The sequence below is a fragment of the Streptomyces sp. NPDC033178 genome (assembly GCF_055577685.1).
Window position 1 is genome coordinate 1 of sequence record NZ_JBVIPT010000008.1, and the last position, 25,514, is coordinate 25,514.

23 protein-coding genes are annotated in these 25,514 nt (G+C 70.0%); 16 read left to right on the forward strand and 7 right to left on the reverse strand.

Translation table 11 applies throughout. The features are described 5' to 3' along the window. The first annotated feature begins 107 nt into the window (after nucleotides 1-107). From ACZ5VQ_RS20595 to ACZ5VQ_RS20630, 8 genes are all read left to right on the forward strand, one after another. Nucleotides 108-755 carry an HAD family hydrolase gene (locus ACZ5VQ_RS20595; protein WP_469106151.1) on the forward strand — a complete coding sequence of 216 codons (648 nt, stop codon included), beginning with the start codon at nucleotides 108-110 and terminating at the stop codon, nucleotides 753-755. A gap of 108 nt (nucleotides 756-863) precedes the next feature. Continuing rightward, nucleotides 864-2,090, forward strand: a complete 1,227-nt coding sequence (locus tag ACZ5VQ_RS20600) for an MFS transporter (RefSeq protein ID WP_469106152.1) — start codon at nucleotides 864-866, stop codon at nucleotides 2,088-2,090. Then, nucleotides 2,041-3,213 carry an acetoin utilization protein AcuC gene (locus ACZ5VQ_RS20605; RefSeq protein WP_469106153.1) on the forward strand — a complete coding sequence of 391 codons (1,173 nt, stop codon included), beginning with the start codon at nucleotides 2,041-2,043 and terminating at the stop codon, nucleotides 3,211-3,213. The genes ACZ5VQ_RS20600 and ACZ5VQ_RS20605 overlap by 50 nt, the downstream gene beginning before the upstream one ends. 342 nt (nucleotides 3,214-3,555) lie before the next feature. Then, entirely contained in the window at nucleotides 3,556-4,371 is an 816-nt protein-coding gene (locus tag ACZ5VQ_RS20610) for a phosphatase (RefSeq protein ID WP_469106427.1), read from the forward strand. Nucleotides 4,372-4,500: 129 nt separating this feature from the next. Next, nucleotides 4,501-4,710 (forward strand): helix-turn-helix domain-containing protein, encoded by a 210-nt coding sequence (locus ACZ5VQ_RS20615; protein WP_093781815.1) that lies wholly within the window; start codon nucleotides 4,501-4,503, stop codon nucleotides 4,708-4,710. A 164-nt stretch (nucleotides 4,711-4,874) separates the two neighbouring features. Further along, nucleotides 4,875-4,973: a 30S ribosomal protein bS22 gene (locus tag ACZ5VQ_RS20620; RefSeq protein WP_003948845.1), complete on the forward strand. Its 99-nt coding sequence runs from the start codon at nucleotides 4,875-4,877 to the stop codon at nucleotides 4,971-4,973. A gap of 363 nt (nucleotides 4,974-5,336) precedes the next feature. Continuing rightward, nucleotides 5,337-6,398, forward strand: coding sequence for an NAD-dependent epimerase/dehydratase family protein (locus ACZ5VQ_RS20625; protein ID WP_143644173.1), 1,062 nt, complete (start codon nucleotides 5,337-5,339; stop codon nucleotides 6,396-6,398). A 14-nt stretch (nucleotides 6,399-6,412) separates the two neighbouring features. Next, nucleotides 6,413-7,462: a lysophospholipid acyltransferase family protein gene (locus ACZ5VQ_RS20630; protein ID WP_469106154.1), complete on the forward strand. Its 1,050-nt coding sequence runs from the start codon at nucleotides 6,413-6,415 to the stop codon at nucleotides 7,460-7,462. Nucleotides 7,463-7,550: 88 nt separating this feature from the next. Here the strand turns inward: ACZ5VQ_RS20630 and ACZ5VQ_RS20635 are convergent, their stop codons facing one another. From ACZ5VQ_RS20635 to ACZ5VQ_RS20645, 3 genes are all read right to left on the reverse strand, one after another. After that, complete coding sequence (locus ACZ5VQ_RS20635; protein ID WP_469106155.1) at nucleotides 7,551-8,780, reverse strand: DUF5667 domain-containing protein; 1,230 nt, start codon at nucleotides 8,778-8,780, stop codon at nucleotides 7,551-7,553. Nucleotides 8,781-9,067: 287 nt separating this feature from the next. Next, entirely contained in the window at nucleotides 9,068-9,844 is a 777-nt protein-coding gene (locus tag ACZ5VQ_RS20640) for an ECF subfamily RNA polymerase sigma factor, BldN family (protein WP_055616602.1), read from the reverse strand. A 382-nt stretch (nucleotides 9,845-10,226) separates the two neighbouring features. After that, entirely contained in the window at nucleotides 10,227-11,165 is a 939-nt protein-coding gene (locus ACZ5VQ_RS20645) for an HAD family hydrolase (RefSeq protein ID WP_362086216.1), read from the reverse strand. Between the two features lie 160 nt (nucleotides 11,166-11,325). Here ACZ5VQ_RS20645 and ACZ5VQ_RS20650 point away from each other — a divergent pair, with 160 nt between their 5' ends. The 5 genes from ACZ5VQ_RS20650 to ACZ5VQ_RS20670 all read left to right on the forward strand — a co-directional run bounded on the left by ACZ5VQ_RS20650 (nucleotide 11,326) and on the right by ACZ5VQ_RS20670 (nucleotide 17,179). Beyond that, nucleotides 11,326-11,625 carry a glutaredoxin family protein gene (locus tag ACZ5VQ_RS20650; protein WP_362086213.1) on the forward strand — a complete coding sequence of 100 codons (300 nt, stop codon included), beginning with the start codon at nucleotides 11,326-11,328 and terminating at the stop codon, nucleotides 11,623-11,625. Between the two features lie 322 nt (nucleotides 11,626-11,947). Then, nucleotides 11,948-12,724: a redox-sensing transcriptional repressor Rex gene (locus ACZ5VQ_RS20655; RefSeq protein WP_469106156.1), complete on the forward strand. Its 777-nt coding sequence runs from the start codon at nucleotides 11,948-11,950 to the stop codon at nucleotides 12,722-12,724. Then, nucleotides 12,721-14,541, forward strand: coding sequence for a glutamyl-tRNA reductase (locus ACZ5VQ_RS20660; protein WP_469106157.1), 1,821 nt, complete (start codon nucleotides 12,721-12,723; stop codon nucleotides 14,539-14,541). Before ACZ5VQ_RS20655 ends, ACZ5VQ_RS20660 begins: the two co-directional genes overlap by 4 nt. Beyond that, the gene (hemC, locus tag ACZ5VQ_RS20665) at nucleotides 14,538-15,497 is read left to right on the forward strand and encodes a hydroxymethylbilane synthase (RefSeq protein WP_362086204.1); all 960 of its coding nucleotides are present in this window, start codon (nucleotides 14,538-14,540) and stop codon (nucleotides 15,495-15,497) included. Before ACZ5VQ_RS20660 ends, hemC begins: the two co-directional genes overlap by 4 nt. Beyond that, nucleotides 15,494-17,179, forward strand: a complete 1,686-nt coding sequence (locus ACZ5VQ_RS20670) for a bifunctional uroporphyrinogen-III C-methyltransferase/uroporphyrinogen-III synthase (RefSeq protein ID WP_469106158.1) — start codon at nucleotides 15,494-15,496, stop codon at nucleotides 17,177-17,179. The genes hemC and ACZ5VQ_RS20670 overlap by 4 nt, the downstream gene beginning before the upstream one ends. 84 nt (nucleotides 17,180-17,263) lie before the next feature. On the opposite strand, the gene ACZ5VQ_RS20675 is transcribed toward ACZ5VQ_RS20670, so the two are convergent. Next, on the reverse strand, nucleotides 17,264-18,658 hold the full coding sequence (locus tag ACZ5VQ_RS20675; RefSeq protein WP_469106159.1) for an FAD-binding oxidoreductase: 1,395 nt from the start codon (nucleotides 18,656-18,658) through the stop codon (nucleotides 17,264-17,266). A gap of 209 nt (nucleotides 18,659-18,867) precedes the next feature. Between ACZ5VQ_RS20675 and hemB the strand changes: the two genes are divergently transcribed. Then, the gene (hemB, locus tag ACZ5VQ_RS20680) at nucleotides 18,868-19,860 is read left to right on the forward strand and encodes a porphobilinogen synthase (RefSeq protein WP_469106160.1); all 993 of its coding nucleotides are present in this window, start codon (nucleotides 18,868-18,870) and stop codon (nucleotides 19,858-19,860) included. A gap of 10 nt (nucleotides 19,861-19,870) precedes the next feature. Here hemB and ACZ5VQ_RS20685 read toward each other — a convergent pair whose 3' ends face one another. Beyond that, complete coding sequence (locus ACZ5VQ_RS20685; RefSeq protein WP_469106161.1) at nucleotides 19,871-20,599, reverse strand: DUF4232 domain-containing protein; 729 nt, start codon at nucleotides 20,597-20,599, stop codon at nucleotides 19,871-19,873. Between the two features lie 215 nt (nucleotides 20,600-20,814). On the opposite strand from ACZ5VQ_RS20685, the gene ACZ5VQ_RS20690 reads away from it, so the two are divergent. Beyond that, complete coding sequence (locus tag ACZ5VQ_RS20690) at nucleotides 20,815-22,200, forward strand: helix-turn-helix domain-containing protein (protein ID WP_469106428.1); 1,386 nt, start codon at nucleotides 20,815-20,817, stop codon at nucleotides 22,198-22,200. 145 nt (nucleotides 22,201-22,345) lie between these two features. Continuing rightward, the gene (locus tag ACZ5VQ_RS20695) at nucleotides 22,346-23,248 is read left to right on the forward strand and encodes an SAM-dependent methyltransferase (RefSeq protein WP_469106162.1); all 903 of its coding nucleotides are present in this window, start codon (nucleotides 22,346-22,348) and stop codon (nucleotides 23,246-23,248) included. Between the two features lie 106 nt (nucleotides 23,249-23,354). Here ACZ5VQ_RS20695 and ACZ5VQ_RS20700 read toward each other — a convergent pair whose 3' ends face one another. Both ACZ5VQ_RS20700 and ACZ5VQ_RS20705 read right to left on the reverse strand, forming a co-directional pair. Then, complete coding sequence (locus ACZ5VQ_RS20700) at nucleotides 23,355-24,152, reverse strand: DUF4253 domain-containing protein (protein WP_469106163.1); 798 nt, start codon at nucleotides 24,150-24,152, stop codon at nucleotides 23,355-23,357. A gap of 102 nt (nucleotides 24,153-24,254) precedes the next feature. Continuing rightward, entirely contained in the window at nucleotides 24,255-25,181 is a 927-nt protein-coding gene (locus tag ACZ5VQ_RS20705) for a phosphotransferase family protein (RefSeq protein WP_469106164.1), read from the reverse strand. Nucleotides 25,182-25,514 lie beyond the last annotated feature (333 nt).

The window sequence follows — 25,514 nt, forward strand, 5'->3', positions numbered from 1 at the left end:
GGTACTGCAGGGGGGACCCTGTGGGAGAGTAGGACACCGCCGAACAAATATTGGAGAAAGCCCCCGCACTTCGGTGCGGGGGCTTTCTTGCGTTTAGGGTATTTGTCATGCGCTACGAACTGGTGATCTTCGACAATGACGGCGTCCTCGTGGACAGTGAGCCGATCTCCAACACGCTGCTGGCCGCCTATCTCACCGAGCTGGGGCATCCCACCTCGTACGAGGAGTCCCTGCGCGACTACATGGGCGCCGCCATGCATCGCGTACACGACATGGTCGAGGAGCGGACCGGGGAGCGGCTGCCTGCCGACTTCGACGATGTCTTTCATACGCGGGTGTTCGCTGCCTTCGAGCGGGAGTTGGAGCCGGTGACGGGGGCCGTGGAGGTCCTGGAGAAGCTGGCCGCGGACGGGGTTCCGTACTGTGTGGCGTCGTCGGGGAGTCATGAGCGGATCCGGGTCGGGCATCGCAAGACCGGTCTTGACCGGTGGTTTGACGACGGGCGGATCTTCAGTTCGCAGGACGTGGGGCGGGGCAAGCCGGCGCCGGATCTGTTCCTGCACGCGGCTGAGCGCATGGGTGTGCCGCCGGAGAAGTGCCTTGTCGTCGAGGACAGTCCGCTCGGGGTGCGGGCGGCCGTCGCGGCCGGGATGGATGTGTACGGGTTCACGGCGATGACGCCGGCCGAGCGGTTGGCGGGGGCGGACCGGCTCTTCGGGGACATGGGGGAGCTGATCGGCCTGCTTCAGGGCTGACTTTCCGCCCCGCCGGCCGCCAAGTTGATCTTCCAGGGCCGGAGTTGAACAAAATTCATCTTTGAACCGTCTACCCACGAGTAAGCCGGAGCCCTACGCTGAGCCGCCATGACAGATGTGCTGCGGCGTGGCCGGGCTTCATTGGCATTCAGCTTCTTCGCCCAGGGCATCGCCTTCGCGCTGCTCGTGACACGAATCCCGGCGATCCAGGACCGGTACGGGATATCCGACGCGTTGCTGCCCGCCTTCCTGGCCGCTGTGCCGATCCTCGCCGGGGTCGGCAGTGTCTGCACCGAGCAGCTGGTGAAGAGGGTGCCGCCCAGTCACGTACTGCGCTGGTCGCAGCCGGTCGTGCTGCTGGCGCTGCTCGGGGTGGGGGCCGGCGACGGGCTGTGGGCGATCGCGCTGTCTCTCGCCGCCTTCGGGCTGGCCGTCGGATCGCTCGACGCCTCCATGAACATGCTCGGGGTGAGCCTTCAGCACAGGTACGGGCGCAGCATCATGCTCGGGTTCCACGCGGCGTTCAGCCTCGGCGGGATCGTCGGGGCGTCGCTCGCGTGGGTGGGGGCGCACTGGGACCTGGCGCTGTTCGTGTCCTATCTGCCGGTGGTCGTGGTGTTGTTGCCCGCGGCGTTCGTGGGGAGCCGGTGGTACGTCGACGGGAGCGGGCCCGAGGCCGAGGCGAAGGCACAGGGCGAGGACGGGAGCGGTGGCGGCGTCGTCGGGTTCAAGTTGCTGCTGCCTCTGTGTCTGGTGATGGCCGTCGCGTACATCGGGGATTCGACCGTCTCCAACTGGAGCGCCAAGTATCTGCAGGACGTGCTCGGCAGTTCGGAGCAGCTGGCGACCGTTCCGTACAACGTCTATATGGTCACCACGCTCATCGGGCGGGCCGTCGGGGACTTCGGGGTGCGGCGGTTCGGGGCCGTGACGGTGGTGCGGGCCGGTGCGGTGGTCGCGGCGGTGGGGTTCGCGGTGGTGGCGGGGGCGCCGGGGGCCTGGGTCGGGATGCTCGGCTTCACGCTGCTGGGCTTCGGGTTGTGCGTGATCGTGCCGCAGACCTTCGCGGCCGCCGGACGGCTCTTCCCCGGGGCTGCGGATGCGGCCGTCGCTCGACTGAATATCTTCAACTATGTGGGGTTCTTGATCGGTTCGCCCTTGGTGGGAGCCCTGGGCGATGCGTGGAGTTATCGGGGGGCCATGCTCGTGCCGATGGTGTTGGTGCTGGTGACGTTGGTGTACGCCAAGTCGTTCGCTTCTGAACCTTCCCGATACGGTGACGGGCATGAGCGGCCGCGCACAGCTGATGTGGGACGAGGCAGTAACGGGCTATGACTTCGGCCCGGATCATCCGATGGATCCGGTCCGATTGGCGCTGACCCGGCGACTGGTCGACGCCTTCGGGCTCGACCGGGAGGTGGAGGTCGTCTCGGCCAAGCCGGCCGGGGACTCGACCCTGCGGCTCGTGCACCGGGAGGACTACATCGAGGCGGTCAAGGCCGCTTCCGCGGATCCGCGGGGTGCGGACGGGGCGTACGGGCTGGGGACCATGGACGATCCCGCCTTCGCCGGGATGCATGAGGTGTCCGCGCTGATCGCCGGGCAGTCGGTGGGAGCCGCCGAGGCCGTGTGGCGGGGTGAGGCGCTGCACGCGGTGAACTTCGCGGGTGGGTTGCACCATGCGATGCCTGGCGGTGCGTCGGGGTTCTGCATTTACAACGACGCTTCCTTGGCCATTGCCCGGTTGCTGGAGCTCGGGGCCGAGCGGGTCGTGTACGTGGATGTGGACGTGCATCACGGGGACGGGGTGCAGGCCGCGTTCTGGGAGGATCCGCGGGTGCTGACCGTGTCGTTGCACGAGCATCCTCGGACCCTGTTTCCGCAGACCGGGTGGCCGGAGGAGACCGGGGCCGCGTCCGCGGAGGGGTCCGCCGTGAATGTGGCGTTGCCGGCCGGGACCGGGGACGCGGGGTGGCTGCGGGCCTTTCACTCCGTCGTGCCGGAGCTGGTCGCGGACTTTCGGCCGCAGGTGCTGGTCACTCAGCACGGGGCCGATACGCACTTCGAGGATCCGCTCGCTCATCTTGCCGTGTCGTTGGATGCGCAGCGTGCTGTGCAGGTGGCCTGTCATGAGCTGGCGCACGAGTACGCCGAGGGGCGGTGGGTCGCTCTTGGTGGGGGCGGGTATGCCGTGGTGGATGTGGTGCCTCGGTCGTGGACGCATCTGGTGGCTGTTGCCGCGGGGCGGGAGATTGCGCCGGAGACGGTGGTTCCCGAGGGGTGGCGGCAGGAGGTTTTTGCTCGTACGCGGCAGCTCGCGCCTGCGCGGATGACTGATGGGCGGTGGCCTGTGTCGTGGAGGGGGTGGGAGTCGGGGTATGACCCCGCCGACCGTCTTGACCAGGCTGTGCTGGCTGCGCGGCGGGCCGTGTTTCCGTTGCGGGGGTTGTTGGCGTAGGGCTCCGCCGGGGGGCCTGGCTTTTTTCGCCCCCGCCGCCCCTACCCGTCCCATTCCTCTGGGGCTCCGCCCCAGACCCCGTGGGGTGTGTTGTCGGGTGCGGACCCGCTGTGGCTGGTCGCGCAGTTCCCCGCGCCCCTAAAAACCTAGGGGCGCGGGGAACTGCGCAGTCTTTTGGGGGTTCGGGGGCGGAGCCCCTGAGTAAGGGATGGGGATGGGTAGGGGCGGCGGGGGCGAAAGAAAGCCTCAGCCGTCCCCTCGCCCTAGACCCCGTTACGCCAACTGTGGGGTGTTTCAGGGGTTTTGGGGGTGGGGGGTGGGTGGATGCGTCAGCATCGGGGCGTGTTGAGTAGTGGAGCGTTGCGGGCGCATTTGCTGGCGGCGAGGCTGGCGGGGACGGTGGCCACCTCGCGGGAGGCGAGTCTCAGGAGCTATCGGTTGTTCGCCGCGCGGGATCCGCGGGTGACGATCGGGCTTGACCCCGAATGGACATGGGAACAACCGGATCTGATCGCTTTGATGGCGGACAAGTGCGGGGTGTCGGCCGATCCGCGGCACACATCTGGCTTCGATGTGATCGATCCTGAGCGAACCCTGGCGGCTCTTGATGCCTTCGCCGCCCGGCTTGCGGAAGCCGCACGGAACCGCTCCCCGGTGCTGCTCGGTACCGGACACCCGCACCGGCTGATCGGTTTCTACGCCGCGCTCGCGGACGCTCTGTCGGCGGCGGGGTGTACCGTCCTCACCCCCGCGCATGGTCACTCTGTCGACATAACGACCCGGTTCGGTCTACGCACGTACAACCTTGACTACGTACGAGGAGTCGCGCTGGTGCGCGAACCCGGGGCGTGGGACCCCGGTCGTGAGACCGGCGCGCACACGCACTCTCCCCTCCCGGTTCGTACCGCTCTGGCCGTCGCTGCGGAGGCCGGCCGACAGCTCCCGGAGCTCGTGGTGGGAGACCACGGCTGGGTCTGCGGAGCAGGTCAGCTGGGGTTCGAGGCCATCGGCCTGGGTGACACCGACGATCCCGCGCTGTTCGTCGGAGAGGCAGAGGGGCGGGTGTCCGTCGTCGTTCCACTTGATGACGCTGTGCGGTCTGATTACTACCGACCGCTTACTCGCTATGTACTCAATCGAGCGTGTCTGTCACAGTAGGCCGCCGATGGCCCCTCCTCTTCCCCACTCGCATCACACGCCCCTACTCTGGGGAGTGAGCACGCAACGACGAAGTGTCACCGGAAGGGGAAGCCGGTGACCGTCGAGTGCGGAAGGTTCAGGTGTGTCATGGCTGCTGGCGAGAGGCCTCTGAACGAGGTTCAGTTCCTTACCGTGGCGGAAGTCGCCTCGGTGATGCGAGTGTCGAAGATGACCGTGTACCGCTTGGTGCACAGCGGTCATCTGCCCGCGATCCGGGTCGGGAGGTCATTCCGAGTCCCGGAGCAAGCGGTTCACGAGTACCTTCGCGAGTCCTACGTGGGGGTGGAGACAGCCTGACGGCGGTCCGGGGAGGTCCCGGGACGGCTCGATCGCGTCCCCGGGGTCTCACCCGGAACTCCTCGATTACGACCTCGGCGCTCAGGCGGGTAGGCTGGCCCCTCATAAGTCGTGTGGGCCCATGCAGCCCAGCAACGAGTAAAGAGAAGTGAGCGAGGGTAGTCGTGGGCTCTGTTATCAAGAAGCGGCGCAAGCGGATGGCCAAGAAGAAGCACCGCAAGCTGCTCAAGCGCACTCGCGTTCAGCGTCGCAACAAGAAGTAAGTCGCGACGGACAGCGGTCACCCGCCACAAGCAGGGCAGACGGTGGGCGACGACGCTGTGACAGTGCGCTCTGTGGCCCCCCACCGGCTGGTGGGGGGCCACAGTCGTATTCGCTGTTCCCCTGCCGCGTTCCTCTGCCGTGCTGTCCGGCAGGACGAACGCCGTGCGTACGTCTGGGCCTACGACTGTGCGGCGAATGGCTGGGTCTGATCGTACGTACGGGGGTGCCGTCACTTCGTGCATCGGGCGGTCATCACAGCGCAACACCGACCCGCTAACGTGGCCGTCACGGGGAACACGGCAGAGTACGAACGGCACAGTACGAGCAGCATGTCGTCGACGGCTGGAAGGAAGGCGCTGATCTTGGGGAAGGTCGTGCTCGTGACCGGAGTGGCCCGTCAGCTGGGGGGCCGGTTCGTACGACGGATTCAGCGTGACCCCGAGGTGGACCGGGTGGTCGCCGTGGACGCGGTCCCGCCGGAGCATCACCTGGGCGGCGCCGACTTCGTACGGGCCGACATAAGGCAGCCCGCCATCGCCAGGGTGCTCGCGGAGCACTCCGTGGACACGGTGGTGCACCTGGACGTGACGGCCACCCCGCTGGGCGGCGGCAGCCGGACCACGGTCAAGGAGACCAACGTCATCGGCACCATGCAGCTGCTGGGCGCCTGCCAGAAGTCGCCGACGGTCAAGCGGCTCGTCGTGAAGTCCAGTACCAACGTGTACGGGTCGGCTCCGCGTGATCCGGCCGTCTTCACCGAGACGACCCCGCCCAAGTCGCTGCCCAGTGGCGGCTTCGCGAAGGACACGGTCGAGGTCGAGGGGTACGTGCGGGGGTTCGCGCGGCGGCGGCCCGACGTCGCCGTGTGTGTGCTGCGGTTCGCGAACATCCTCGGGCCGAGCGCGGACTCGCCGCTCGCCGCGTACTTCTCGCTGCCCGTGCTGCCGACCGTGCTCGGCTACGACCCGCGGCTGCAGTTCGTGCACGAGGACGACGTGATCGAGGTGCTGCGGATCGCCTCGCACGAGCCGCGGCGCGGCACGCTCAACAGCGGCACGTTCAACATCGCCGGCGACGGTGTCCTGCTGCTCTCGCAGTGCGCGCGGCGGCTGGGCCGGCCCACGGTTCCCGTGCTGATGCCCGCGGTGAGCTGGGTGGGCTCGGCGCTGCGTACGCTGGGCATGACGGACTTCTCGCCCGAGCAGCTGCGGCTGCTCACCCATGGCCGGGTCGTGGCGACCCGGCAGATGCGCGAGACGCTCGGCTACGGTCCCAGGTACACGACCGCGGAGACCTTCGCGGACTTCGCACGCAGCCGAGGGCCCGGACTCCTGCCCCCCGAGGCCCTTGCGGGGGCCGTCGACCGCATCGCGGCACTGCCTGTACTCGGCGGTGGCCACCTCCCGACGCAGAGCGCCAACTGAGGAGCGCATCAACGATGGCGGACGCCAAGGTCATTCCGTTCGACGACGACCGGTCCCGCGGGAGCGCCGTACAGCGGCCGCCGCGGCGCCGGGGCGCGGGGAGCAGGCGCAAGGGCGAGCCCGTGGTGGTTCGTGAGGTCCAGCCCCTGCCCGCACGAACGATTCCGCAGGATGATGTTCCTGTGACGCGTGAGGAACCGGCTGCTGTGGAGAAGCCGCAGGAGGATGGCTGGGACCGGCGTATCGCCGGCGGTCTGGCTTTCCTGCGGCGGCGACTGACGGGTGAGTACGAGGTCGACGACTTCGGTTACGACCAGGAGCTCACCGACCAGGTCCTGATGTCCATGCTGCGGCCCCTCTACGAGAAGTACTTCCGTGTCGAGGTGAAGGGCATCGAGAACATCCCGTCGGAGGGCGGGGCGCTGATCGTCGCCAACCACTCCGGGACACTGCCGCTGGACGGCCTGATGATGCAGGTCGCCGTCCACGACAACCACCCCGACGGCCGCCATCTGCGGCTCCTCGCGGCCGACCTGGTCTTCATGCTGCCGGTGGTCAACGAACTGGCCCGCAAGGCCGGTCACACGCTCGCCTGCGCGGAGGACGCCGAACGGCTCCTGGAGCGCGGCGAACTGGTGGGGGTGATGCCGGAGGGCTTCAAGGGCATCGGCAAGCCGTTCAGCGAGCGCTACAAGCTCCAGCGCTTCGGGCGCGGCGGCTTCGTGTCGACCGCTCTGCGCCAGGGCACCCCGATCATCCCGTGCTCCATCGTGGGCGCGGAGGAGATCTACCCGATGATCGGCAACTCCAAGACGCTGGCCCGTCTCCTCGGCTTCCCGTACTTCCCGATCACGCCCACCTTCCCGTGGCTGGGCCCGCTCGGCGGCGTCCCGCTCCCCACGAAGTGGACGATCCAGTTCGGCGAACCGATCCTGACCGACGGCTACCCGCCGGAGGCGGCAGAGGATCCGATGCTGATGTTCAACCTGACGGACCAGGTGAGAGAGCAGATCCAGCACACGCTCTACAAGCTTCTGGTGCAGCGCAGGTCGGTGTTCTTCTAAGGGTCCTGGATACGTCCAGGACTTCTGGATACGTCGGTGGGGGCGCCCCTTGTCACAAGGGGCGCCCCCACCGACGTATCCGAAGAAGCTAGTCGGCGTCCTCGCTGTCGATTCCCAGGCCCGGGAGCAGGCCCGGGAGGAGGGGTGGCAGGGTCACGTCCGGCTCTGCCGGTGGGGTGTTCTTGCCGGACGGGGAGGCGCTCGTCTCGTCCTCGGGCGGGTCCAGGAGGCCGCCGGTGTTGCCGCCGAGCAGGCCGTCGTCCTGGGTCTTGGAGGTGGACGGCTTGGGGTTGCCGCTGCTGGAACCGGTGCCGTCGGACGAGCCGCCGCCGGTGGCGCTGGGGGCGGTCGGCCGGTCCGTACGGGACGAGCCTGTGGTGTCCGAGCTCGCGCCGCGGTGGCGGCCGGTGCCCTCCGGGGAGGGCGGCTGCGGGAGCAGCGAGCGCAGCGGTTCGACCTCTTCGTCTATGGCGTCGAAGACCGAGCTGACCTGGCGGCTGACGTCGCCGAGCTGCACGGGCAGCCGGTCGCGCAGGGCGCCCCAGGCGTCGCGGTGCGACTGGGAGAAGGCGGAGAGGGCCTGGATGGGGCCCAGGGAGTCCGGGTCCCGCTCATAGGCCTCGTGCAGCAGGCGGTGGCCCTCGGAGGCGTCGTGCTGCATGCCGGACAGCGCACGCCGGATCTCGCCCAGGGACTCGTGGTCCAGGGGCCCCGAGCGGCCGCGCTCCATCAGGCGGCGCGCCTCGCTCAGCCGGGTGGAGGCCTGGTCGAGGTAGAGCCGGCCGCGGTCGCCCTCGCCGTCGGCCATGCCCAGCTTGAGGTCCTCCATGCCGCGCTTGAGCCCGTAGAGCGAGTCACCGGGCAGGGCGTCGGAACTGGCAGCGGCGACACCGCTGAAGGCTCCGGCGGCCACACCGACGGTGAGCCCGCCCGCGGCGAGCCCCTTCGACAGCCGGGAACGCGGTCGCAATTTCCCCAGCCCGGTCGCCCGGTGCGCGCCCCGGCCCCGGTGGGAGCGCTGCTCGGGCACCGAAGGGTCCGCCGCCCCGCCTCCCGCGGCCGTGCCCTCCTGGAGCATGGCCTCCATCGCGGCCACCAGCTGGGCCCGCTGGACGACCTTGACCTCGGGGTCCAGCTCCGGTTTGGGCAGTTCGCCGAGGCCGGTCGCCAGGGACAGCATCCGGCCGTGCTCGGGCCGGTCCACGACGGCCGGAGCGGGTCCTTCGGACTGCTCGGCCGCCGTGCCCCGGTCGGGCTGCTCATCCAGGGCCTGGGCGAAGGCGTTCGCCCGCCGGTGCGCCGATACGTTCGCGATCACTGGCGGCACCTCCTCTCGTCATCACGGTCGACTCCCCAGGGGGTCCTGAGGGTTGCACACCCTGACCACGATCACTCGATCGAGTGATCGAAGTCGGCCAGGGAGTGACCACAGGGAGCCTGTATCCCGCACAACGAGCGGCTCGGCACTTGGGTTACGGACGACGGATGATCGGACCGCGAAGTCAACGGACTTTCACGGACGGTGAGTTGGGCATCGCTGAGCGTATGGAGTCATACGGAGTCGTACGGAGAGGGGGCGGGGCAGGGCCCGCCGTGTACGGGGTCTCAGCGGGCGTCTTCCGGGAGGAGCCGGGCCAGTGTGCGCACCGCCCGGTACTGGAGGGTCTTGATCGCGCCCTCGTTCTTGCCCATCACGCGGGCGGTCTCGGCGACCGAGAGGCCCTGGAGGAAGCGCAGGGTCACGCACTCCTGCTGCTGCGGGTTGAGGCGGCGGACGGCATCCAGCAGCGCCGCGTTCGAGAGGGACTCCAGGACGGAGTCCTCGGGGGAGCGCTCGACCTCGTTGGCGTCGAGCATCTCGCCGGTGGTCACTTCGAGCCGGAAGCGGCTCGACTTGAAGTGGTCCGCGACGAGGTTGCGGGCGATGGTGACGAGCCAGGCGCCGAAGTCACGGCCCTGCCAGGTGAACGTGCCGATGCGGCGCAGGGCGCGCAGGAACGTCTCGCTTGTGAGGTCTTCCGCGGTCGCCTTCCCGCCGACGCGGTAATAGATATAGCGGTACACAGTGTCGCTGTACTGGTCGTAGAGCCGGCCGAAGGCCTCGGCCTCACCGGCCTGTGCGCGCTCCACGAGGTCCATCATCCGGGCGCTGTCACTGTCTGCGGCCGGGCGGCGTGCGGTGGTGGCCGACGCGCTCGAACGACCTCGTCTGCCCACCGCCGCGCTGCCGTCGGCCAGTGCGTAGCACGGGCCGACGGGCGCGGCGGAGACAGCGAGGGCGGGGACGGCGTACGCGGTGGGGACGAAGCCGCGCAGGCGGTCGATGACCGTTGCGCGCAGCGTAGCCAGGCCCGAGGCGTCAACCCCGACGTGTGGGTACACGGGACTCCCAGAGGCAGAGCTTCCATCACGTGCAGTACCGGACCGTTCACCCGTCGTAGCGAAGAGCGGGGCCCGTCATGCGTCTGAGGAGAATAACGCTTCGTACAGGCAGTGCTACACCCAGTTGCTCAAATCATCGATTACGTCGCTTCTGTTACCGAATGACGCCTCATCAAGTGCCGGAGAGTGACCGGTTGTTGATCGAATGATTCCGTGTTCCGTCTGAGTCCGGGGCGTGTTGTGGCCGGGTGCCGTTAACGGGACTGGCGGGGGCTCTGCGCGGGTAGGACAGCACGATTGCCCGCATGTCTGTGCCGGGGGGCCGCTGGTCAGCGGGTGTTCGAGGGGTGCCGGCGACGCTGTGTCAGCGGTGGCGTCGGTGTCAGCGACGGCGGCGGTGCAGGGCGATCGCGGCCGCCGTGCCGCCGGCGACCGCGCCGACGCCTGCCGCCGCGGGAATGCCGACCTTCGCCGCCTTGCGGCCCGTGCGGTAGTCGCGCAGCCGCCAGTCGAGCCTGCGGGCGTGCTTGCGGAGCTTGGCGTCCGGGTTGATCGCGTACGGGTGCCCGACCAGCGAGAGCATCGGGATGTCGTTGTGGGAGTCGCTGTACGCGGCACAGCGGCCGAGGTCCAGGCCCTCCGCCGCGGCCAGGGCGCGTACCGCCTCCGCCTTCGCGGGGCCGTGCAGCGGTTCGCCGACGAGCTTGCCGGTGTAGACGCCGTCGACCGACTCGGCGACCGTGCCGAGCGCGCCGGTCAGGCCCAGGCGGCGGGCGATCACCGTGGCGATCTCCACCGGGGCGGCCGTGACCAGCCACACCTTCTGGCCCGCGTCCAGGTGGGCCTGGGCGAGTGCGCGGGTGCCGGGCCAGATGCGCTCGGCCATGTACTCGTCGTAGATCTCCTCGCCGATCGACATCAGCTCGGAGACGCGGTGGCCCTTCACGATGGACAGCGCCGAGTCGCGGGCGTCCTGCATGTGCTCGGGGTCCTCGACGCCGGCCAGCCGGAACCAGGCCTGCTGCCAGGCGAACCGGTAGAGGTCGCGGGACTCGAAGAACTTCCGCTTGTAGAGGCCACGGCCGAAGTGGAAGATCGCGGCGCCCTGCATCACGGTGTTGTCGAGGTCGAAGAACGCGGCGGCCTTGTCGTCACCGATGACCGGGAACTCCGGTTCGGTGCCTGCGGGCGCGGCTTCGTGCGCGAGCTCCTCCAGCTCCTGGGAGGACTTGCGCGCTGCCTCAGCCGAGGCCTCGCCTGCCAGCACGCTCCGCGCGGTGGCGGAGCGCCTACGGGGGGTGAGCCATCCGAGAGCGGCCATGGCGTGAGCATAGCCAGTTTGTTCGGTGGTTCCGGAGTCGGGAGGTTTGGAGGCTGTGAACTCTCCGCGACCGTGTCGTTAAAGAACTCATCCCTTCGGGACCGTTCTTGGGCGCATCCCGCCCCGCGCCCTTACGGGCGCAGCCGACCGGGGCGGGACAATGGAGGGTATGAGTCCCATTTTTCGGCGTGGTGAGCGTCGGGCGGAGAACAAGGTGTCGCGGGAGCGGCTGGTCACGTTGATCGGGAAGCCCGACTGCCATTTGTGCGAAGACGCACAGGAAGTCGTGGAGAAGGTCTGTGCTGATCTCGGTGTCCGCTGGGAGAAGAAGGACATCACCCAGGACGGGGAACTGCACCGCGAGTACTGGGAGCAGATCCCGGTGGTGCTGGTGGACGGGGCCCAGCACACGTTCTGGCGGGTGGACGAGGAGCGGCTGCGCAGGGCGCTCAAGGCGTAGCCAAGGGGGCGGAGTAATGGAACCGTGGCCTGACCGAGACGTCCAAGGGGTCCGGAAAGTCACTTAGGATCGAGGGCGGTTCGGACTCGGGGGCGGGGATCGTAGAGGAGAGTGTGCGGTTTTGCCCCCAACATGTGAGGAACGAAGGTGCGCGTGCGCCGGTTCCGTACGGGTGCGCCAGGGGTGCGTGACCCCGGTCACGTTGGCCGGGCAAATCGGACACCATCTTTGTGCACGCGTTCACAAAGACATAGCCTGCATTCGACGGGGCGGTCTAGGTACGTGCGACCGCCTGAAGCCCCGCGCTACCCGCAGGAGCACCGTGGCAACTGGCCGAACTCACCGACCGGCGACCCGCAGCCGAGGGATTCCCGAGGCCACCGTCGCCAGGCTTCCGCTGTACCTCCGAGCCCTCACCGCTCTGTCGGAGCGCTCGGTACCCACGGTCTCCTCCGAGGAGCTCGCGGCCGCGGCGGGGGTCAACTCCGCCAAGCTGCGCAAGGACTTCTCGTACCTCGGGTCGTACGGGACGCGCGGTGTGGGCTACGACGTCGAGTACCTCGTCTACCAGATCTCGCGTGAGCTCGGCCTCACCCAGGACTGGCCGGTCGTGATCGTCGGTATCGGTAACCTCGGCGCGGCGCTGGCCAACTACGGTGGGTTCGCCTCGCGCGGGTTCCGCGTCGCGGCGTTGATCGACGCCGATCACGAGATGGCGGGCAAGCCCGTCGCCGGGATCCCCGTGCAGCACACCGACGAGCTGGAAAAGATCATCGACGACAACGGTGTGTCGATCGGTGTCATCGCCACCCCCGCGGGTGCCGCCCAGCAGGTCTGTGACCGGCTCGTCGCCGCGGGTGTGACCTCCATCCTGAACTTCGCGCCGACCGTGCTGACCGTCCCGGACGGTGTCGACGTACGCAAGGTCGATCTCTCCATCGAGCTGCAGATCCTCGCCTTCCACGAGCAGCGCAAGGCCGGCGAGGAGGCCGAGGCGCAGGCCGGGGCCGCGATGGAGGCGGAGGCCGAGGCGGCCGCCGCGGCCAAGGAGGCCGGGAAAGGACCCGACGGGGATGTCCCCGCCGTGATGCCGGCATGAGTCTTCTTGTCGTCGGACTGAGCCACCGCAGCGCTCCGGTCAGCGTCCTGGAGCGGGCCGCGCTGTCCGCGGACGCCCAGATCAAGCTGCTCCAGGACACGGTCGCCGCCGAGCCGGCCGCCGAGGCCGCGGTGCTCGCCACCTGCAACCGGATCGAGCTCTACGCCGACGTGGACAAGTTCCACGCGGGCGTCGCCGAGCTCTCCACGCTGCTCGCGCAGCACAGCGGGGTCGGGCTGGATGAGCTCACTCCCTATCTGTACGTGCACTACGAGGACCGGGCCGTCCACCACTTCTTCTCGGTGGCCTGCGGGCTCGACTCGATGGTCGTCGGCGAGGGGCAGATCCTCGGCCAGATCAAGGACGCCCTCGCCACCGCGCAGGAACTGCACACGGCCGGGCGGCTGCTGAACGACCTCTTCCAGCAGGCGCTGCGGGTCGGCAAGCGCGCCCACTCCGAGACCGGTATCGACCGGGCCGGGCAGTCCCTGGTGACCTTCGGCCTGGAGCAGCTGTCGTCCGGCGCCCCGGTCGACGCCTGGCTCAAGGGCAAGCGGGCCCTCGTGATCGGCGCGGGCTCCATGTCCTCGCTCGCCGCGGCGACGCTCGCGCGGGCCGGGGTGACCGAGCTGGTCGTCGCCAACCGGACGTTCGACCGGGCGGAGCGCCTCGCGGCCCTGCTCGCCGAGCAGTACGGACAGCGCCCGGCTGAGCAGGACGACGTGGACGTGCTGGCCCGCGCGGTACCGATGGAGTCGGTGCCGGGCGAGCTGACACGTGCCGATGTCGTCGTGTCCTGCACCGGCGCGACCGGGCTCGTTCTGACGGCGGACCTCGTGGCCGAGGCCGTCGAGGGACGCACGGGCGCGCCCGCCGTGGAGCGCGCCGCCGACTCCGCCGCCGTACGGTCCGGCCTTCCGCCCACCAGCGTCGGCAGTGAGGACGGCTGTCCGCTGGACCTGTCCGCCGGGCAGGGTTCCGCCGTGCAGGGTTCCACCGGCTTCTCCGTCATGGGGGAGGCCGCGGTGGCCGGCATGGACGCGGCCACCCTGGAACAGCACGCCGCCTGGGTGGACAACGGCACCGTCGACCGTCGCGAGGGCCGCCGTACGCCCGAGATCGACACCGAGGCCGTCGCAGCCCTCGCCGCCGCCGCGGCCACCCTCGGGCGGGTGCCCGAGCGGCGTCGGCCCGAGCCCGTCGCCGAGGTGCCCCGGCCGCTGCCCGTGCTCTCCCTGCTCGACCTCGCCATGCCCCGCGACATCGACGCGGCCGTGCACCGGCTGCTCGGGGTGCGGCTGGTCGACATCGAGTCCCTCGCCGAGGCGTCCGCCGACGCCCCGATGGCCGCCGACGTGGACCAGGTGCGGCGGATCGTCTCCGACGAGGTCGCCGCCTTCGACGCCGCTCAGCGGGCCGCGCACATCACGCCCACCGTCGTGGCGCTGCGCGCCATGGCCGCCGATGTCGTGGCGAGCGAGATCGCCCGGCTCGACGGCCGGCTGCCCGGCCTCGACGACAAGCAGCGCGGCGAGATCACCCAGACCGTGCGACGCGTCGTGGACAAGCTCCTGCACGCGCCGACCGTACGGGTCAAGCAACTGGCCGCCGAGCCCGGCGGTGCCGGGTACGCGGACGCGCTGCGGACCCTGTTCGACCTGGAACCCGAGACGGTCGCCGCCGTCTCCCGGGCCGACGACAGCCGGGACGGGAACAGCCGGGACGAGGACAGCGCCGCCTTCGACGGCCTGGACCTCGACCGCGAGAACTTCGACAGCAAGAACTTCGAGAGCGCCGAGAACCGAGGGCGAGCATGAATGGGCAAGCACTGAGACTGGGGACCAGGCGGAGCAGACTCGCCATGGCCCAGTCCCGGCAGGTGGCGGATGCCGTGAGCCAGGTGACCGGGCGATCCGTCGAGCTTGTGGAGATCACGACCTACGGGGACACGTCCCGCGAGCAGCTCGCGCAGATCGGTGGCACGGGGGTCTTCGTGACCGCCCTGCGTGACGCGCTCCTGAGTGGTGAGGTCGACTTCGCCGTCCACTCCCTCAAGGACCTGCCGACCGCGCAGCCCGACGAGCTGGTGCTGGCCGCCGTGCCGGTGCGCGAGGACCCGCGCGACGTGCTGATCGCCCGCGACGGGCGCACCTTCGCGCAACTGCCCGACGGGGCACGGGTCGGAACCGGCTCGCCGCGTCGCATGGCCCAGTTGAACGCGTACGCGCGGAACCACGGGATGACGATAGAGACCGTTGCGATCCGCGGGAACGTCGATACGCGGATCGGGTACGTGCGCAAGGGCGAGCTCGATGGTGTGGTGCTCGCCGCCGCCGGACTGAAGCGGATGGGACGGATCGGGGAAGTGACCGACTTCCTGCCCGTCGACACAGTTTTGCCCGCCCCCGGCCAGGGGGCCCTCGCGATCGAGTGTGCCGCGGACAACGCGGACCTCGTCGCTGCGCTCGCCGAGCTCGACGACCCGTTCACCCGGGCCGCCGTGACCGCCGAGCGGTCCCTGCTCGCCGCCCTGGAGGCCGGCTGCAGTGCACCTGTGGGTGCGCTCGCCGACCTTCTGGCCGACGGGCAGATTGTCAAGGAAATGCGCCTGCGCGGCGTCGTCGGCACGACCGACGGCTCGACGCTGGTGCAGTTGTCCACCACCGGTCCCGTGCCCGAGACACATGACCAAGCAATGGCGCTCGGCCGTGAACTCGCCGCCGAGATGCTTGCCAAGGGCGCGGCCGGTCTGATGGGGGAGCGAGCACATTGAGCCCCACCACCCTTCCCGCCGGCCTCGAACACGGGCACGTCACCTTCCTCGGTGCCGGACCCGGGGATCCGGGACTGCTGACTCTGCGCGCCGTCGAGGCGCTGGCGAACGCGGATGTCCTGGTCGCCGAACCCGAAGTGATCGACGTCGTCCGCACGCACGCCAGACGAAACGTCACCGTGCTCGACACCGATACGGGCCCGAGCCCGGACACGCCTCAGCTAACGGTAGTTGACGGTGCGTCAACCACCTCCGGCGTCCCCGCGTCGAAGGACGCGGCCAATATTGTCATGGAGGCCGCGAGGGGTGGCAGGCGGGTCGTCCGTGCCGTCTCCGGTGACCCCGGACTTGATGCGTATGCCGCCGAGGAGATGCTCGCCTGCGCCGCCGCGGGTGTGCCCTTCGAGGTCGTGCCCGGTGTCGCCGCCGCCGTCGGTGTGCCTGCTTACGCGGGTGTGCCGTTGCGGGACGCCCAGGGTGCGGACGTGCGGTTCGTGGACGCCCGTACGGCGTCCACGCGTTGCTGGACCGAGGTCGGGGCGTCCGACGGGACCGTCGTCGTCTCGGCGACGCTCGATTCCGTGGGTGCCGCGGCCGGGGAGCTTGTCGCCTCGGGCCGCAAGCCCGATACGCCGATGACCGTGACCGTCGCCGGTACCACCACGCGTCAGCGGACCTGGGCCGCGACGCTCGGGACCATCGCGCAGACGCTGAAGCAGGCCAAGGTGCTGCCCTCGCCCGATGGCGGGCGGCCGGTGATAGCCGTGGTCGGTGAGCGTTCCGCCGCCGCCCAGCGCGACCAGTTGTCGTGGTTCGAGTCCAAGCCGCTGTTCGGCTGGAAGGTGCTCGTGCCGCGTACGAAGGAGCAGGCGGCTTCGCTCTCCGACCAGCTGCGGTCGTACGGGGCCGTGCCGCACGAGGTGCCGACGATCGCCGTCGAGCCGCCGCGGACGCCCCAGCAGATGGAGCGGGCCGTGAAGGGGCTCGTGACCGGGCGGTACGAGTGGATCGCCTTCACGTCGGTGAACGCCGTCAAGGCCGTGCGGGAGAAGTTCGAGGAGTACGGGCTCGATGCGCGTGCCTTCGCGGGGATCAAGGTCGCCGCGGTGGGGGAGCAGACCGCCAAGGCGCTGGTCGCCTTCGGTGTGAAGCCGGATCTGGTGCCCAGTGGGGAGCAGTCGGCTGCCGGGTTGCTGGAGGACTGGCCGCCCTACGACCCGGTTTTCGATCCGATCGACCGGGTGTTCCTGCCGCGTGCCGATATCGCCACGGAGACCTTGGTCGCCGGGCTGATCGAGCTCGGGTGGGAGGTCGACGACGTCACCGCCTATCGGACCGTGCGGGCCTCGCCTCCGCCTGCGGAGACCCGGGAGGCGATCAAGGGGGGTGGCTTCGACGCCGTTCTCTTCACGTCCTCCTCGACGGTGCGGAACCTGGTGGGTATCGCCGGGAAGCCGCACAACGTGACCGTGATCGCCTGTATCGGCCCTGCCACGGCCAAGACCGCCGAGGAGCACGGGCTGCGGGTCGATGTCATGGCTCCTGAGCCGTCCGTGCATCGGCTGGCCGAGGCGTTGGCGGACTTCGGGTTGCGTCGGCGGGCCGCGGCTCTTGAGGCCGGGGATCCCGTTACCCGGCCCAGTGAGCGTCGGCCGGGGTCCCGGCGGAGGCGTACGACGTAATTGACGTAGGTGTGTGGCAGCGCGTCGCGGTCCCTTGGTGGGGGCGCGGCGCGCTGTCGTGTGCCGGTGCGGGTCGGCTCTCGTTCAGGCTGCCGGTGGTACCGCGTGGCCGTAGCGGAGCAGGTTTGCCGGGTCGTGGGTGGCCTTGGTCCGTTGGAGGTGGGTGTAGACCTCCGGGGTCCAGGCTCGGGCCCGGTCCGCTTCGTTTCCGGGGGTGCCGTGGATGTTGACCATGGTGTGGCCCGTGCCGTAGGGGGCCATGGCCTGTTGCAGGGCTGTTGTGGCCTGTTCCACCGCCTCCGCGGTTTTCGGGTCGGGCAGGATGGCCACCGATTCCAGGAAGTACGTGGCGTCCCGGGCGCAGACCGCGTCCTGTACGGGGGCGGGGCGGGACAGTGCGCCTCCCATGTGACGGAGTTCGACGAGGAGGAGGGGGCAGTCCGTGGCTGCCGGGCCCACCTGGTCGAGGAACGTCCGGACGGCCTCCGGGGTCAGGTCGTGGAGCAGGGCGCACGATTCCCGTGCGGGGAGCGGGTCCTCGGGTTCCGCGTAGATCTGGTCCACGGCCGTGTAGTCCATCTCCGCCACCGTGTCGATCACCGGTGGTGCGGCTGCGCGTATGGGGGCCAGGAGGTCGTTTCCCTCGGCTGGGTCGCTTGTCCAGGCGACCGCGATCCGGGACCAGAAACCGCCGCGCAGGGGCTCCGGGATCTGGGGGAGCGGGGGGAGGCGGAGCAGGCTGAATGCCGTGCACATCTCCGGGGGCAGTGTCGGTGCCCATTCCGCGTAGGCGTTGAGGAGGGCCTCCGCGTCCGTGCCCGCGCAGTAGATCGCGCCGCCGAGGATGCGGGAGAGCGGGATCAGCTCGGTGACGAGGGAGGTCACGACGCCGACGTTGCCCTTGCCGCCGCGCAGGGCCCGGAACAGGTCGGGCTCGTGGGTCGCGTCGGTCTCGTGCAGGACTCCGTCGGGGGTCACCACCTGGAAGGAGCGGACCAGGTCGGATGCGTAGCCGTAGGTCCGGCCCAGGACCGGCAGGCCGCCGCCCAGCGTGTAGCCGATCACGCCCACGTCGGTCGAGGAGCCGTTGAGTGCGGCCAGGCCGTGGGGTGCGGCCGCCTCCAGGACGTCCCGCCATTTCGCTCCGGCGGACACCGTCGCGGTGCGTCCGGCCGGGTCGATCCGCACGTCGGTCATGCGACCGGTGTTGATCAGCAGGCCGTCGTCGATGGGGAAGTTCGCGCCGTGGCCCGTCGCCTGGACCGAGACGGGGGTGCCCGTCGCGGTCGCCCAGCGGAGTGCCGCGACGATGTCGTCCGTCCCCGTTGCCCCGACCACGACGTCCGGCGTGTGGCGCTGCGACAGGTTGAAGCCCGTGACCTCTGCCGCGTAGGCGGCGTCGTCGGGTCTCAGGACCGGGCCCCGGATCTCCGAGAGGGCGAAGAGGTCGGGGGTGGGGGTGTGGTGCGCGGTCGTCATCGCGTCCTCCTTCTGGCGCGTGCGTCGGTGCGCGGCGGAGGGACGGCGGCGGTTCTGTGCCCAGAGAGGCCGTCGGGGTCCTTGTTCCACCAGCTTGGACCCGGGGCGTCCCGGGCGCATGTGGGGACCGGTACGGACGTGGGGGAGGGCCGTGCGGCGCCGACGGCTCGTCGGCAAAGGGGGTCCTGGGGCGGGCGTAGCGTAGGCGTATGACGACGTACGGATCCTTCCCCGGCAGTCGGCCGCGGCGGCTGCGGACCACCCCCGTGATGCGGCGCATGGTCGCCGAGACCCGGCTGCATCCCGCTGACTTCATCCTCCCGGCGTTCGTGCGTGAGGGAGTGTCCGAACCCGTGCCGATCGCGGCGATGCCGGGCGTCGTGCAGCACACCCGGGACAGTCTGAAGAAGGCTGCCGCGGAGGCCGTGGCGGCGGGGATCTCCGGGATCATGCTGTTCGGTGTTCCGGAGGAGTCCAAGAAGGACGCGGTGGGTACTCCGGGGACCGATCCGGACGGGATTCTGCAGGTCGCCCTCCGGGATGTGCGGGCCGAGGTCGGCGACGAGCTGTTGGTGATGTCCGACCTCTGTCTCGACGAGACCACCGATCACGGGCATTGCGGTGTCCTGGACGCCGAGGGCCGCGTCGACAACGACGCGACCCTGGAGCGGTACGCCGAGATGGCCCAGGTACAGGCCGACGCCGGGGCCCATGTGGTGGGCCCCAGCGGGATGATGGACGGCCAGGTCGGGGTCGTACGCGACGCCCTCGACCAGATCGGGCGGGAGGACGTGTCGATCCTGGCCTACACCGTCAAGTACTCCTCCGCCTTCTTCGGGCCCTTCCGGGAAGCCGTCGCCTCCTCGCTGAAGGGCGACCGGAAGACCTATCAGCAGGATCCCGCGAATGTGCGTGAGTCCCTGCGGGAGCTGGCCCTCGACCTGGAGGAGGGGGCCGACATGGTGATGGTCAAGCCGGCCGGCCCGTACCTCGACATCCTCGCGCGGGTCGCGGACGCCGTGGACGTGCCTGTGGCGGCCTACCAGATCTCCGGTGAGTACTCGATGGTCGAGGCCGCCGCCGAGAAGGGGTGGATCGACCGGGACAAGGCGATCCTGGAGACGCTCACCGGGATCAAGCGGGCCGGCGCCCAGAACATCCTCACGTACTGGGCGACCGAGGTGGCGCAGAAGCTGCGCTGAGCCCCGCTGCTCACCAGGTGAGGGCGTCCGCCATCGTCTGCTGCCAGTACGTGACGGAGATCGAGTCGTCCACGTACACGCCCTTGGCGGGCAGCGACGGCTTGGCCGCGGCTCCCGCGTCCTTGTTCAGGTAGACCTCGAGCGACTTCGCCGTGTAGCCGTTGGAGCCGCTGCCGTCCGCCGCCGAGAGGAGCACGCCCGCGTAGCCCGACTCGCCAGGGGCCAGCGTGAGCACCGCCTGCGGCTTGGAGTCCTCGAAGACCGGCGGGACCGACTGCGCCTCGCCGAAGCGGACGGCCGGGTAGCCGATCACGTTGCAGTTCTTCGAGCCGGTGTTGGTGACGGTGAGGAGAAGGTGGTTCAGGGGGCGGGAGACCACCGTGGCCGCCATGCGGGTGTTGGCGGTGGTGCAGGGCGTGCGGGTGGGGCCGGGGTCCTGCGAGTCCGACGACTTCGACGAGTCCGATGAGCCCGTCGAGCCCGTCGAGTTCTGCGCGCCCTTCCCGTCCTTGGGCTTGGAGTTCGAGTTCGGCGAGGACGCCGCCTGTCCCGCGTCCGTGGTCGTCTCCTTGTTCTTCTGCGACTCGGACGTGGGCGTGGACGACGGCTGGGACGTGGTGCCCGCCGACGCGCCCTCGTCGCGTACGCCCTCTCCGTTGTTGCAGGCCGTCAGTGTCAGCGTGGCGACGGCGAGCGCTGCGGCGGCGAGGACACGGGTGCGGGTGGTGCGAGCGGACATGAGTGATCCCCCTGATGCGGTACGGGCCTTGGTGCAGGCCGCTCGACCGGGTGACGGGAGCGGCGTGCTTGGATGGCCCAAGCTTGTGCGGCGATCTGTCCCGGCCGCCACACCTGCCGGGGCTTCCGGGACGCCGGAACGCTCGTAGTGGCTCTGAACTGGGGGAACGACCTTCCCCTGGAACGTGGATCCGGGACGTGGGAGAGGGAGGAACGGTGGCGGGGGACGAGTTCTCGGAGCTCTTGGGACAGTTGAAGGAGCGGTCCGGGCTCAGTTACGGGGTGCTCGGGAAGCGGCTTCACACGAGTACGTCCACGCTTCACCGGTATGTCAACGGGGATGCCGTGCCGACGGACTACGCGCCCGTGGAGCGGTTCGCCCGCGCCTGCAAGGCCTCCCCCGAGGAACTGGTGGAGCTGCATCGGCGGTGGGTTCTCGCGGATGCGCGGCGGGGGCAGAAGGCGGGGGAGGGGGCGGTCGGTGAGTCGTCCGCTTCGGGCGGTGACTCCCGTTCGGCTTCGGCCTCTGTTTTGGCTTCGGATCCGACCACTGCCTCGGAGTCGACCACTGCCTCGGCTTCGGCGTCCGTTTCGGAGTCGGCTGTGGACGCGGCTGCCGGGGGCGATGTCGTCGGCTCAGGGGGTCCCGAGGCCGAGCGTGGAGGGGCGCCGGACGCGCCCGCCGCGCGGCGGCGGCGTACCGTCGTGCTCGCCGGTGCCGCCGTGGCCGCCGCGATCGTGTCGGCAGCCCTCGTGGTGAACCTCGTGCCGGGCAAGGACGACGACGGCGAGGGCGGGAAGCAGTCCGTGGGGGCCGCCGCCGAGACCCTCGACAGCAGTCCCGAGGCCAGTGAGTCCGGCGACGCGAAGGGCCGGTCGGCCTCGCCGTCCGCCTCGCGCAGCGGTACTCCTACGGCGTCCTCCTCCGCCTCCCGGAGCGCCGGGGCCGGTGCCGGGGCCGCGCAGGACTCCGGGGCGAAGGAGGACGCCTCCGCACCAACCGTCGCCGTCAATCCGTACAAGTGGGAGTCCCCGTGCAGTCAGCACTACCTCGTCGACCGGAAGCCCGAGCAGGTGCCTCCGCCGCCGAGTGAGTCGGACGCGCGCGGGTGGGTCAGTGCGCTCGGCGGGGTCGCCGGCGGGCAGCAGATGCTCGCGCTGACCGTGCAGGGCACCGGGCAGGCCACCGTCGTCCTGGAGGCGCTGCACGTGCGGGTGGTGGAGAAGAGCGCGCCGCTCGCCTGGAACGACTACGAGATGGGTGTCGGGTGCGGTGGCGGGGTGGAGACCACGTCGTTCGGTGTGAACCTCGACGCGGGGCGGCCCGCGACCTCGCCCAAGGCCGGGCAGCGCGACTTCCCGTACAAGGTGAGCGAGTCCGACCCCGAGGTGTTCTACATCTTCGCGGACGCCCGGGCGCACAACGTGAGCTGGTATCTGGAGCTCGACTGGTCCAGCGGGACCAAGCAGGGCACCGTACGCGTCGACAACAAGGGGCAGCCCTTCCGGACCAGCGGGAACGTGGGACGGCCCGCGTACAACTACCCGCTCGGTGACTCGGAATGGGGGCGGAACGAGTACGAGCCCGACATTCCGGGCTGAGTGCCTCTCCTTTCCCGGCCGGGCGGTCGGCAAAACCCGGCGGACGCGATTCGCACAGCCGATCTGCCGGTCGGGGCACTATCAAGTCGCCCCGAGAGTTAGGTTGTTGCTCCTTTAATGACGCGACTCTCCAGGGAGAGGCCCTATGCCCGGTGATGCTCTCAGCCAGGACCCCGCAGAGCTGAGAAGGAGGATCGACACCACCAAGGCACACCCGGCACGTGTCTACGACGTCTTCCTCGGGGGCAAGGACAACTACGAGGTCGACCGGGCCGCTGCCGCCGCCGCGCTCGCGGCCAACCCGCGCGGCTACCTGGACGTCCGGCACAACCGCGACTTCCTGCGCCGGGCCGTGAACACGCTGACGGGCGAAGAGGGCATCCGGCAGTACCTGGACATCGGCACGGGTCTGCCGACCCAGGAGAACGTCCACCAGATCGCCCAGCGGCTCGCCCCCGACTCCCGGGTCGTGTACGTCGACAACGACCCGGTCGTCCTCGCCCATGCGCGCGCCCTGCTCACCAGCGGGCCCGAGGGCCGGACCGACTACATCGACGCCGACCTGGAGAACCCGGCGCAGATCCTCGAAGCGGCCGCGAAGACCCTCGACTTCGACCAGCCGGTCGCCCTCGCGCTCGTGGCGATCCTGCACTTCGTCGAGGACGACAAGGCCTACCCGATCGTGCGCGAGCTGATCGACGCCCTGCCCTCGGGCAGCCGGCTCGTGCTCAGCCATCTCACCGAGGACCTCAACGCCGAGAACATCCGCGCGGTCCAGCGGACGTACACCGAGCGCGGTTTCACCTTCGTGCTGCGCTCGAAGGCGGAGGTCGAGCGGTTCCTCACCGAGAACGGCCTGGAGGTCGACGAGCCGGGTGTGGTCCCCGCCCACCACTGGCGGCCCGACAACGCGGCACCCGTCCCCGAGCAGCCCGAGCCCGGCTACTTCGACGGCCTCGACGACATCGAGAAGGTCAGGTACCGCGACATCAACGACGTGACGGACGCGGACATCAACGTGTACGCGGTCACGGGCCGCAAGCCCTGAGTCGCAAGCCCTGAGTCGCGAGCCCTGAATTGCGAGCCCTGAATCGCGAGTTCCGAGCCGCAAGCCCTGAGCCCTCAAGTCGGCCCGGAGTTCAGGGCCGCCCGGCTCAGTCCCACCGGAACGTCCAGGAGCGTGCGCCGAGCACCTCGTGCTCGGCGTACGTCCGCAGGGAGCCGTGGCCGCTCTGCTCGATGTTGTCCGGGCAGAACGCGTAGTGCTCGGCGGCGACCGCCTCGGCCTCGGCCGGGGTCCGGGGCGGGGCCGCGACGGAGACGACCAGCTGGTCGTAGGTCATCGCCACGATCCGTATGCCGAAGCGGTCCTCCCAGGAGCGGAGGACCGCGCACAGCGGCGCCACGTCGTCCAGGTGGTTGACCGGGCCGCACCAGCCGACGGCCGCCGGGATGTCCGCGCTGCGGCGGGCCGGCACGAGGGCGAGGTGCGCCCGCTCCAGCCAACTCCCGCCGCTGGTCAGGGAGTCGGCGACCTCGGCCGCCCGCTCGTCCGGGTCGGCGCCGGGCGGGCCCGCCGCTGCGAGGCCCGGCCAGTCGGCGTCCTCCGACTCGGCCGCGCACTCCTCCCAGAGGTCCGCCAGCACCTCCTCCGCGTCGTGGTCGCCCGGATACGACGCGAGGCCGGGATCCAGCTCCCACTTGTCCGGGTGGGGTTCGCTGTCCGCGTCGGCGCCGAGCAGCACCGGATGCAGGCCCGCCGTGCGGCGCGCGGACGCCAGCCGCAGCCAGTCGCCCGGCGCCGCCGGAGCGTCGGCCCGCCACAGCAGCGGTTCGTCCCAGGGGCCGTCGACCGTCGTGTCGAGCAGCGTCCCGGGCGGGAGGTCGAGACCGAGCGAGCGGCCGGTCGGGTCGGCCGCCAGCGTCGGCAGCTGGTTCGGAAGAGTCGCCATGCCCGTGACTCTAGGACCCGGCACTGACAACGCCCGCGGGGGCCGCCGCCGACCAGGGCCGACAGCGCGCGGCCCTTCGCGGCAGCCCCGTTCCGGGGGCCGTCAGTCGGTGCCGAACCATGTCTCGGCGAGCGCGTCCAGCGTCGGCTCCGGCGGCTCGGGCAGCATGCTCATATAGCCGGGGAGGTTGCTGTAGACGTGCAGCAGCGTGTACGCCATGAGCGTGTGCGGGTCGATCGGCGGGCACCCGTAGGCCTCGTAGAACCGCTTGAGCAGCCGGCGGTCCCCGCACGAGATGAACAGCCCGACGCCCACGAAGTCGTACGCCGGGTCGCCGATCATCGCCGGCTCGAAGTCGAACAGGCCGGTCAGGCGCCAGCCGTCCGGGTCCACGGTCAGATGCTGGCGCATGAACTCCGTGTGCAGCAGTACACGCCGTGCCGGAGGGGTCAGCGGCACCGAGCTCAGGAACCACGGGATCTGCTCCAGCCAGGTGTCCGAGAGGCCGGCCTCGCGCTGCTGCTCCACCGCGTTCGCCCGCTGCGCGTCGACGAACAGGCCCCAGTCGGAGGGGCCGATCGAGCTCGCGAGCGGCGCCGGGTTCAGTGCGTGCAGCGCCGCGAGGGTCTCGCCGGCCTCCGTGACGATACGGTCCTGCTCCGCGGCCGGAATCCGCGGCCACGCGTCGGCGAGGCTCTCGCCGGGCAGCCGGGACATCAGGACGAACGACCAGCCGTTCTTGTACGCCCCCGCCGAGTACACCTGCGGCGTCGGAACCGGCAGCCTGCCGTACACATGGCTCAGTACCCGCTCCTCGCGCCTGGCGTCGATCTTCTCGAAGGCGGGGAACAGCTTGACGACGTGCGCGGCACCGACGGAGTACACCGGCAGGGAACCCTCGATGAAGCGGATCAGCGGCTTCACGGCCACCCCGAGGCGCTCGCACAGGTCCATGACGGCGGGCCGCAACAGGGCCTCGTCGCGGACCATGTCGTCCAGCTCTTCGCCGGTCTCAACGAGTGGCAGCACGGGTCAACACCATCCAGACGGCCGGGGTGACGGAGAAGGGAAGTGCAGTGCTCATTGGGCTCCCAGTGCGGTCCAACAGGGCTCTGGATTCCCCGGAGTTGGGGTTTGCGCCCCGCAGCATCGCATACTCCGGGGTGCGCCCGAGCACCTCAACCTTTGGCCATCACTCGTACGGATTGCCAGGTCAGCGCGGACGGAGGCCAGTGGCATATGCGGGCCTCTGTCGCCGCACGGGTCACCTCTATCGCGGGGGTCCGCCTGTCGTGTACGCCTTCAACTTCCTTCACCCGAACGGGGGAAGCGGCCGGGCCGGTTGTCGTATGTGCCGAGACC

What these genes read in the sequence shown, in the direction of transcription:
- ACZ5VQ_RS20595 (WP_469106151.1), top strand. Translation starts at nt 108, where the DNA reads ATGCGCTACGAACTGGTGATCTTCGACAATGACGGCGTCCTCGTGGAC.
- ACZ5VQ_RS20600 (WP_469106152.1), top strand. Translation starts at nt 864, where the DNA reads ATGACAGATGTGCTGCGGCGTGGCCGGGCTTCATTGGCATTCAGCTTC.
- ACZ5VQ_RS20605 (WP_469106153.1), top strand. Translation starts at nt 2,041, where the DNA reads ATGAGCGGCCGCGCACAGCTGATGTGGGACGAGGCAGTAACGGGCTAT.
- ACZ5VQ_RS20615 (WP_093781815.1), top strand. Translation starts at nt 4,501, where the DNA reads ATGGCTGCTGGCGAGAGGCCTCTGAACGAGGTTCAGTTCCTTACCGTG.
- ACZ5VQ_RS20630 (WP_469106154.1), top strand. Translation starts at nt 6,413, where the DNA reads ATGGCGGACGCCAAGGTCATTCCGTTCGACGACGACCGGTCCCGCGGG.
- ACZ5VQ_RS20645 (WP_362086216.1), bottom strand. Translation starts at nt 11,165, where the DNA reads ATGGCCGCTCTCGGATGGCTCACCCCCCGTAGGCGCTCCGCCACCGCG.
- ACZ5VQ_RS20650 (WP_362086213.1), top strand. Translation starts at nt 11,326, where the DNA reads ATGGAGGGTATGAGTCCCATTTTTCGGCGTGGTGAGCGTCGGGCGGAG.
- ACZ5VQ_RS20660 (WP_469106157.1), top strand. Translation starts at nt 12,721, where the DNA reads ATGAGTCTTCTTGTCGTCGGACTGAGCCACCGCAGCGCTCCGGTCAGC.
- hemC (WP_362086204.1), top strand. Translation starts at nt 14,538, where the DNA reads ATGAATGGGCAAGCACTGAGACTGGGGACCAGGCGGAGCAGACTCGCC.
- ACZ5VQ_RS20675 (WP_469106159.1), bottom strand. Translation starts at nt 18,658, where the DNA reads ATGACGACCGCGCACCACACCCCCACCCCCGACCTCTTCGCCCTCTCG.
- hemB (WP_469106160.1), top strand. Translation starts at nt 18,868, where the DNA reads ATGACGACGTACGGATCCTTCCCCGGCAGTCGGCCGCGGCGGCTGCGG.
- ACZ5VQ_RS20685 (WP_469106161.1), bottom strand. Translation starts at nt 20,599, where the DNA reads ATGTCCGCTCGCACCACCCGCACCCGTGTCCTCGCCGCCGCAGCGCTC.
- ACZ5VQ_RS20695 (WP_469106162.1), top strand. Translation starts at nt 22,346, where the DNA reads ATGCCCGGTGATGCTCTCAGCCAGGACCCCGCAGAGCTGAGAAGGAGG.
- ACZ5VQ_RS20700 (WP_469106163.1), bottom strand. Translation starts at nt 24,152, where the DNA reads ATGGCGACTCTTCCGAACCAGCTGCCGACGCTGGCGGCCGACCCGACC.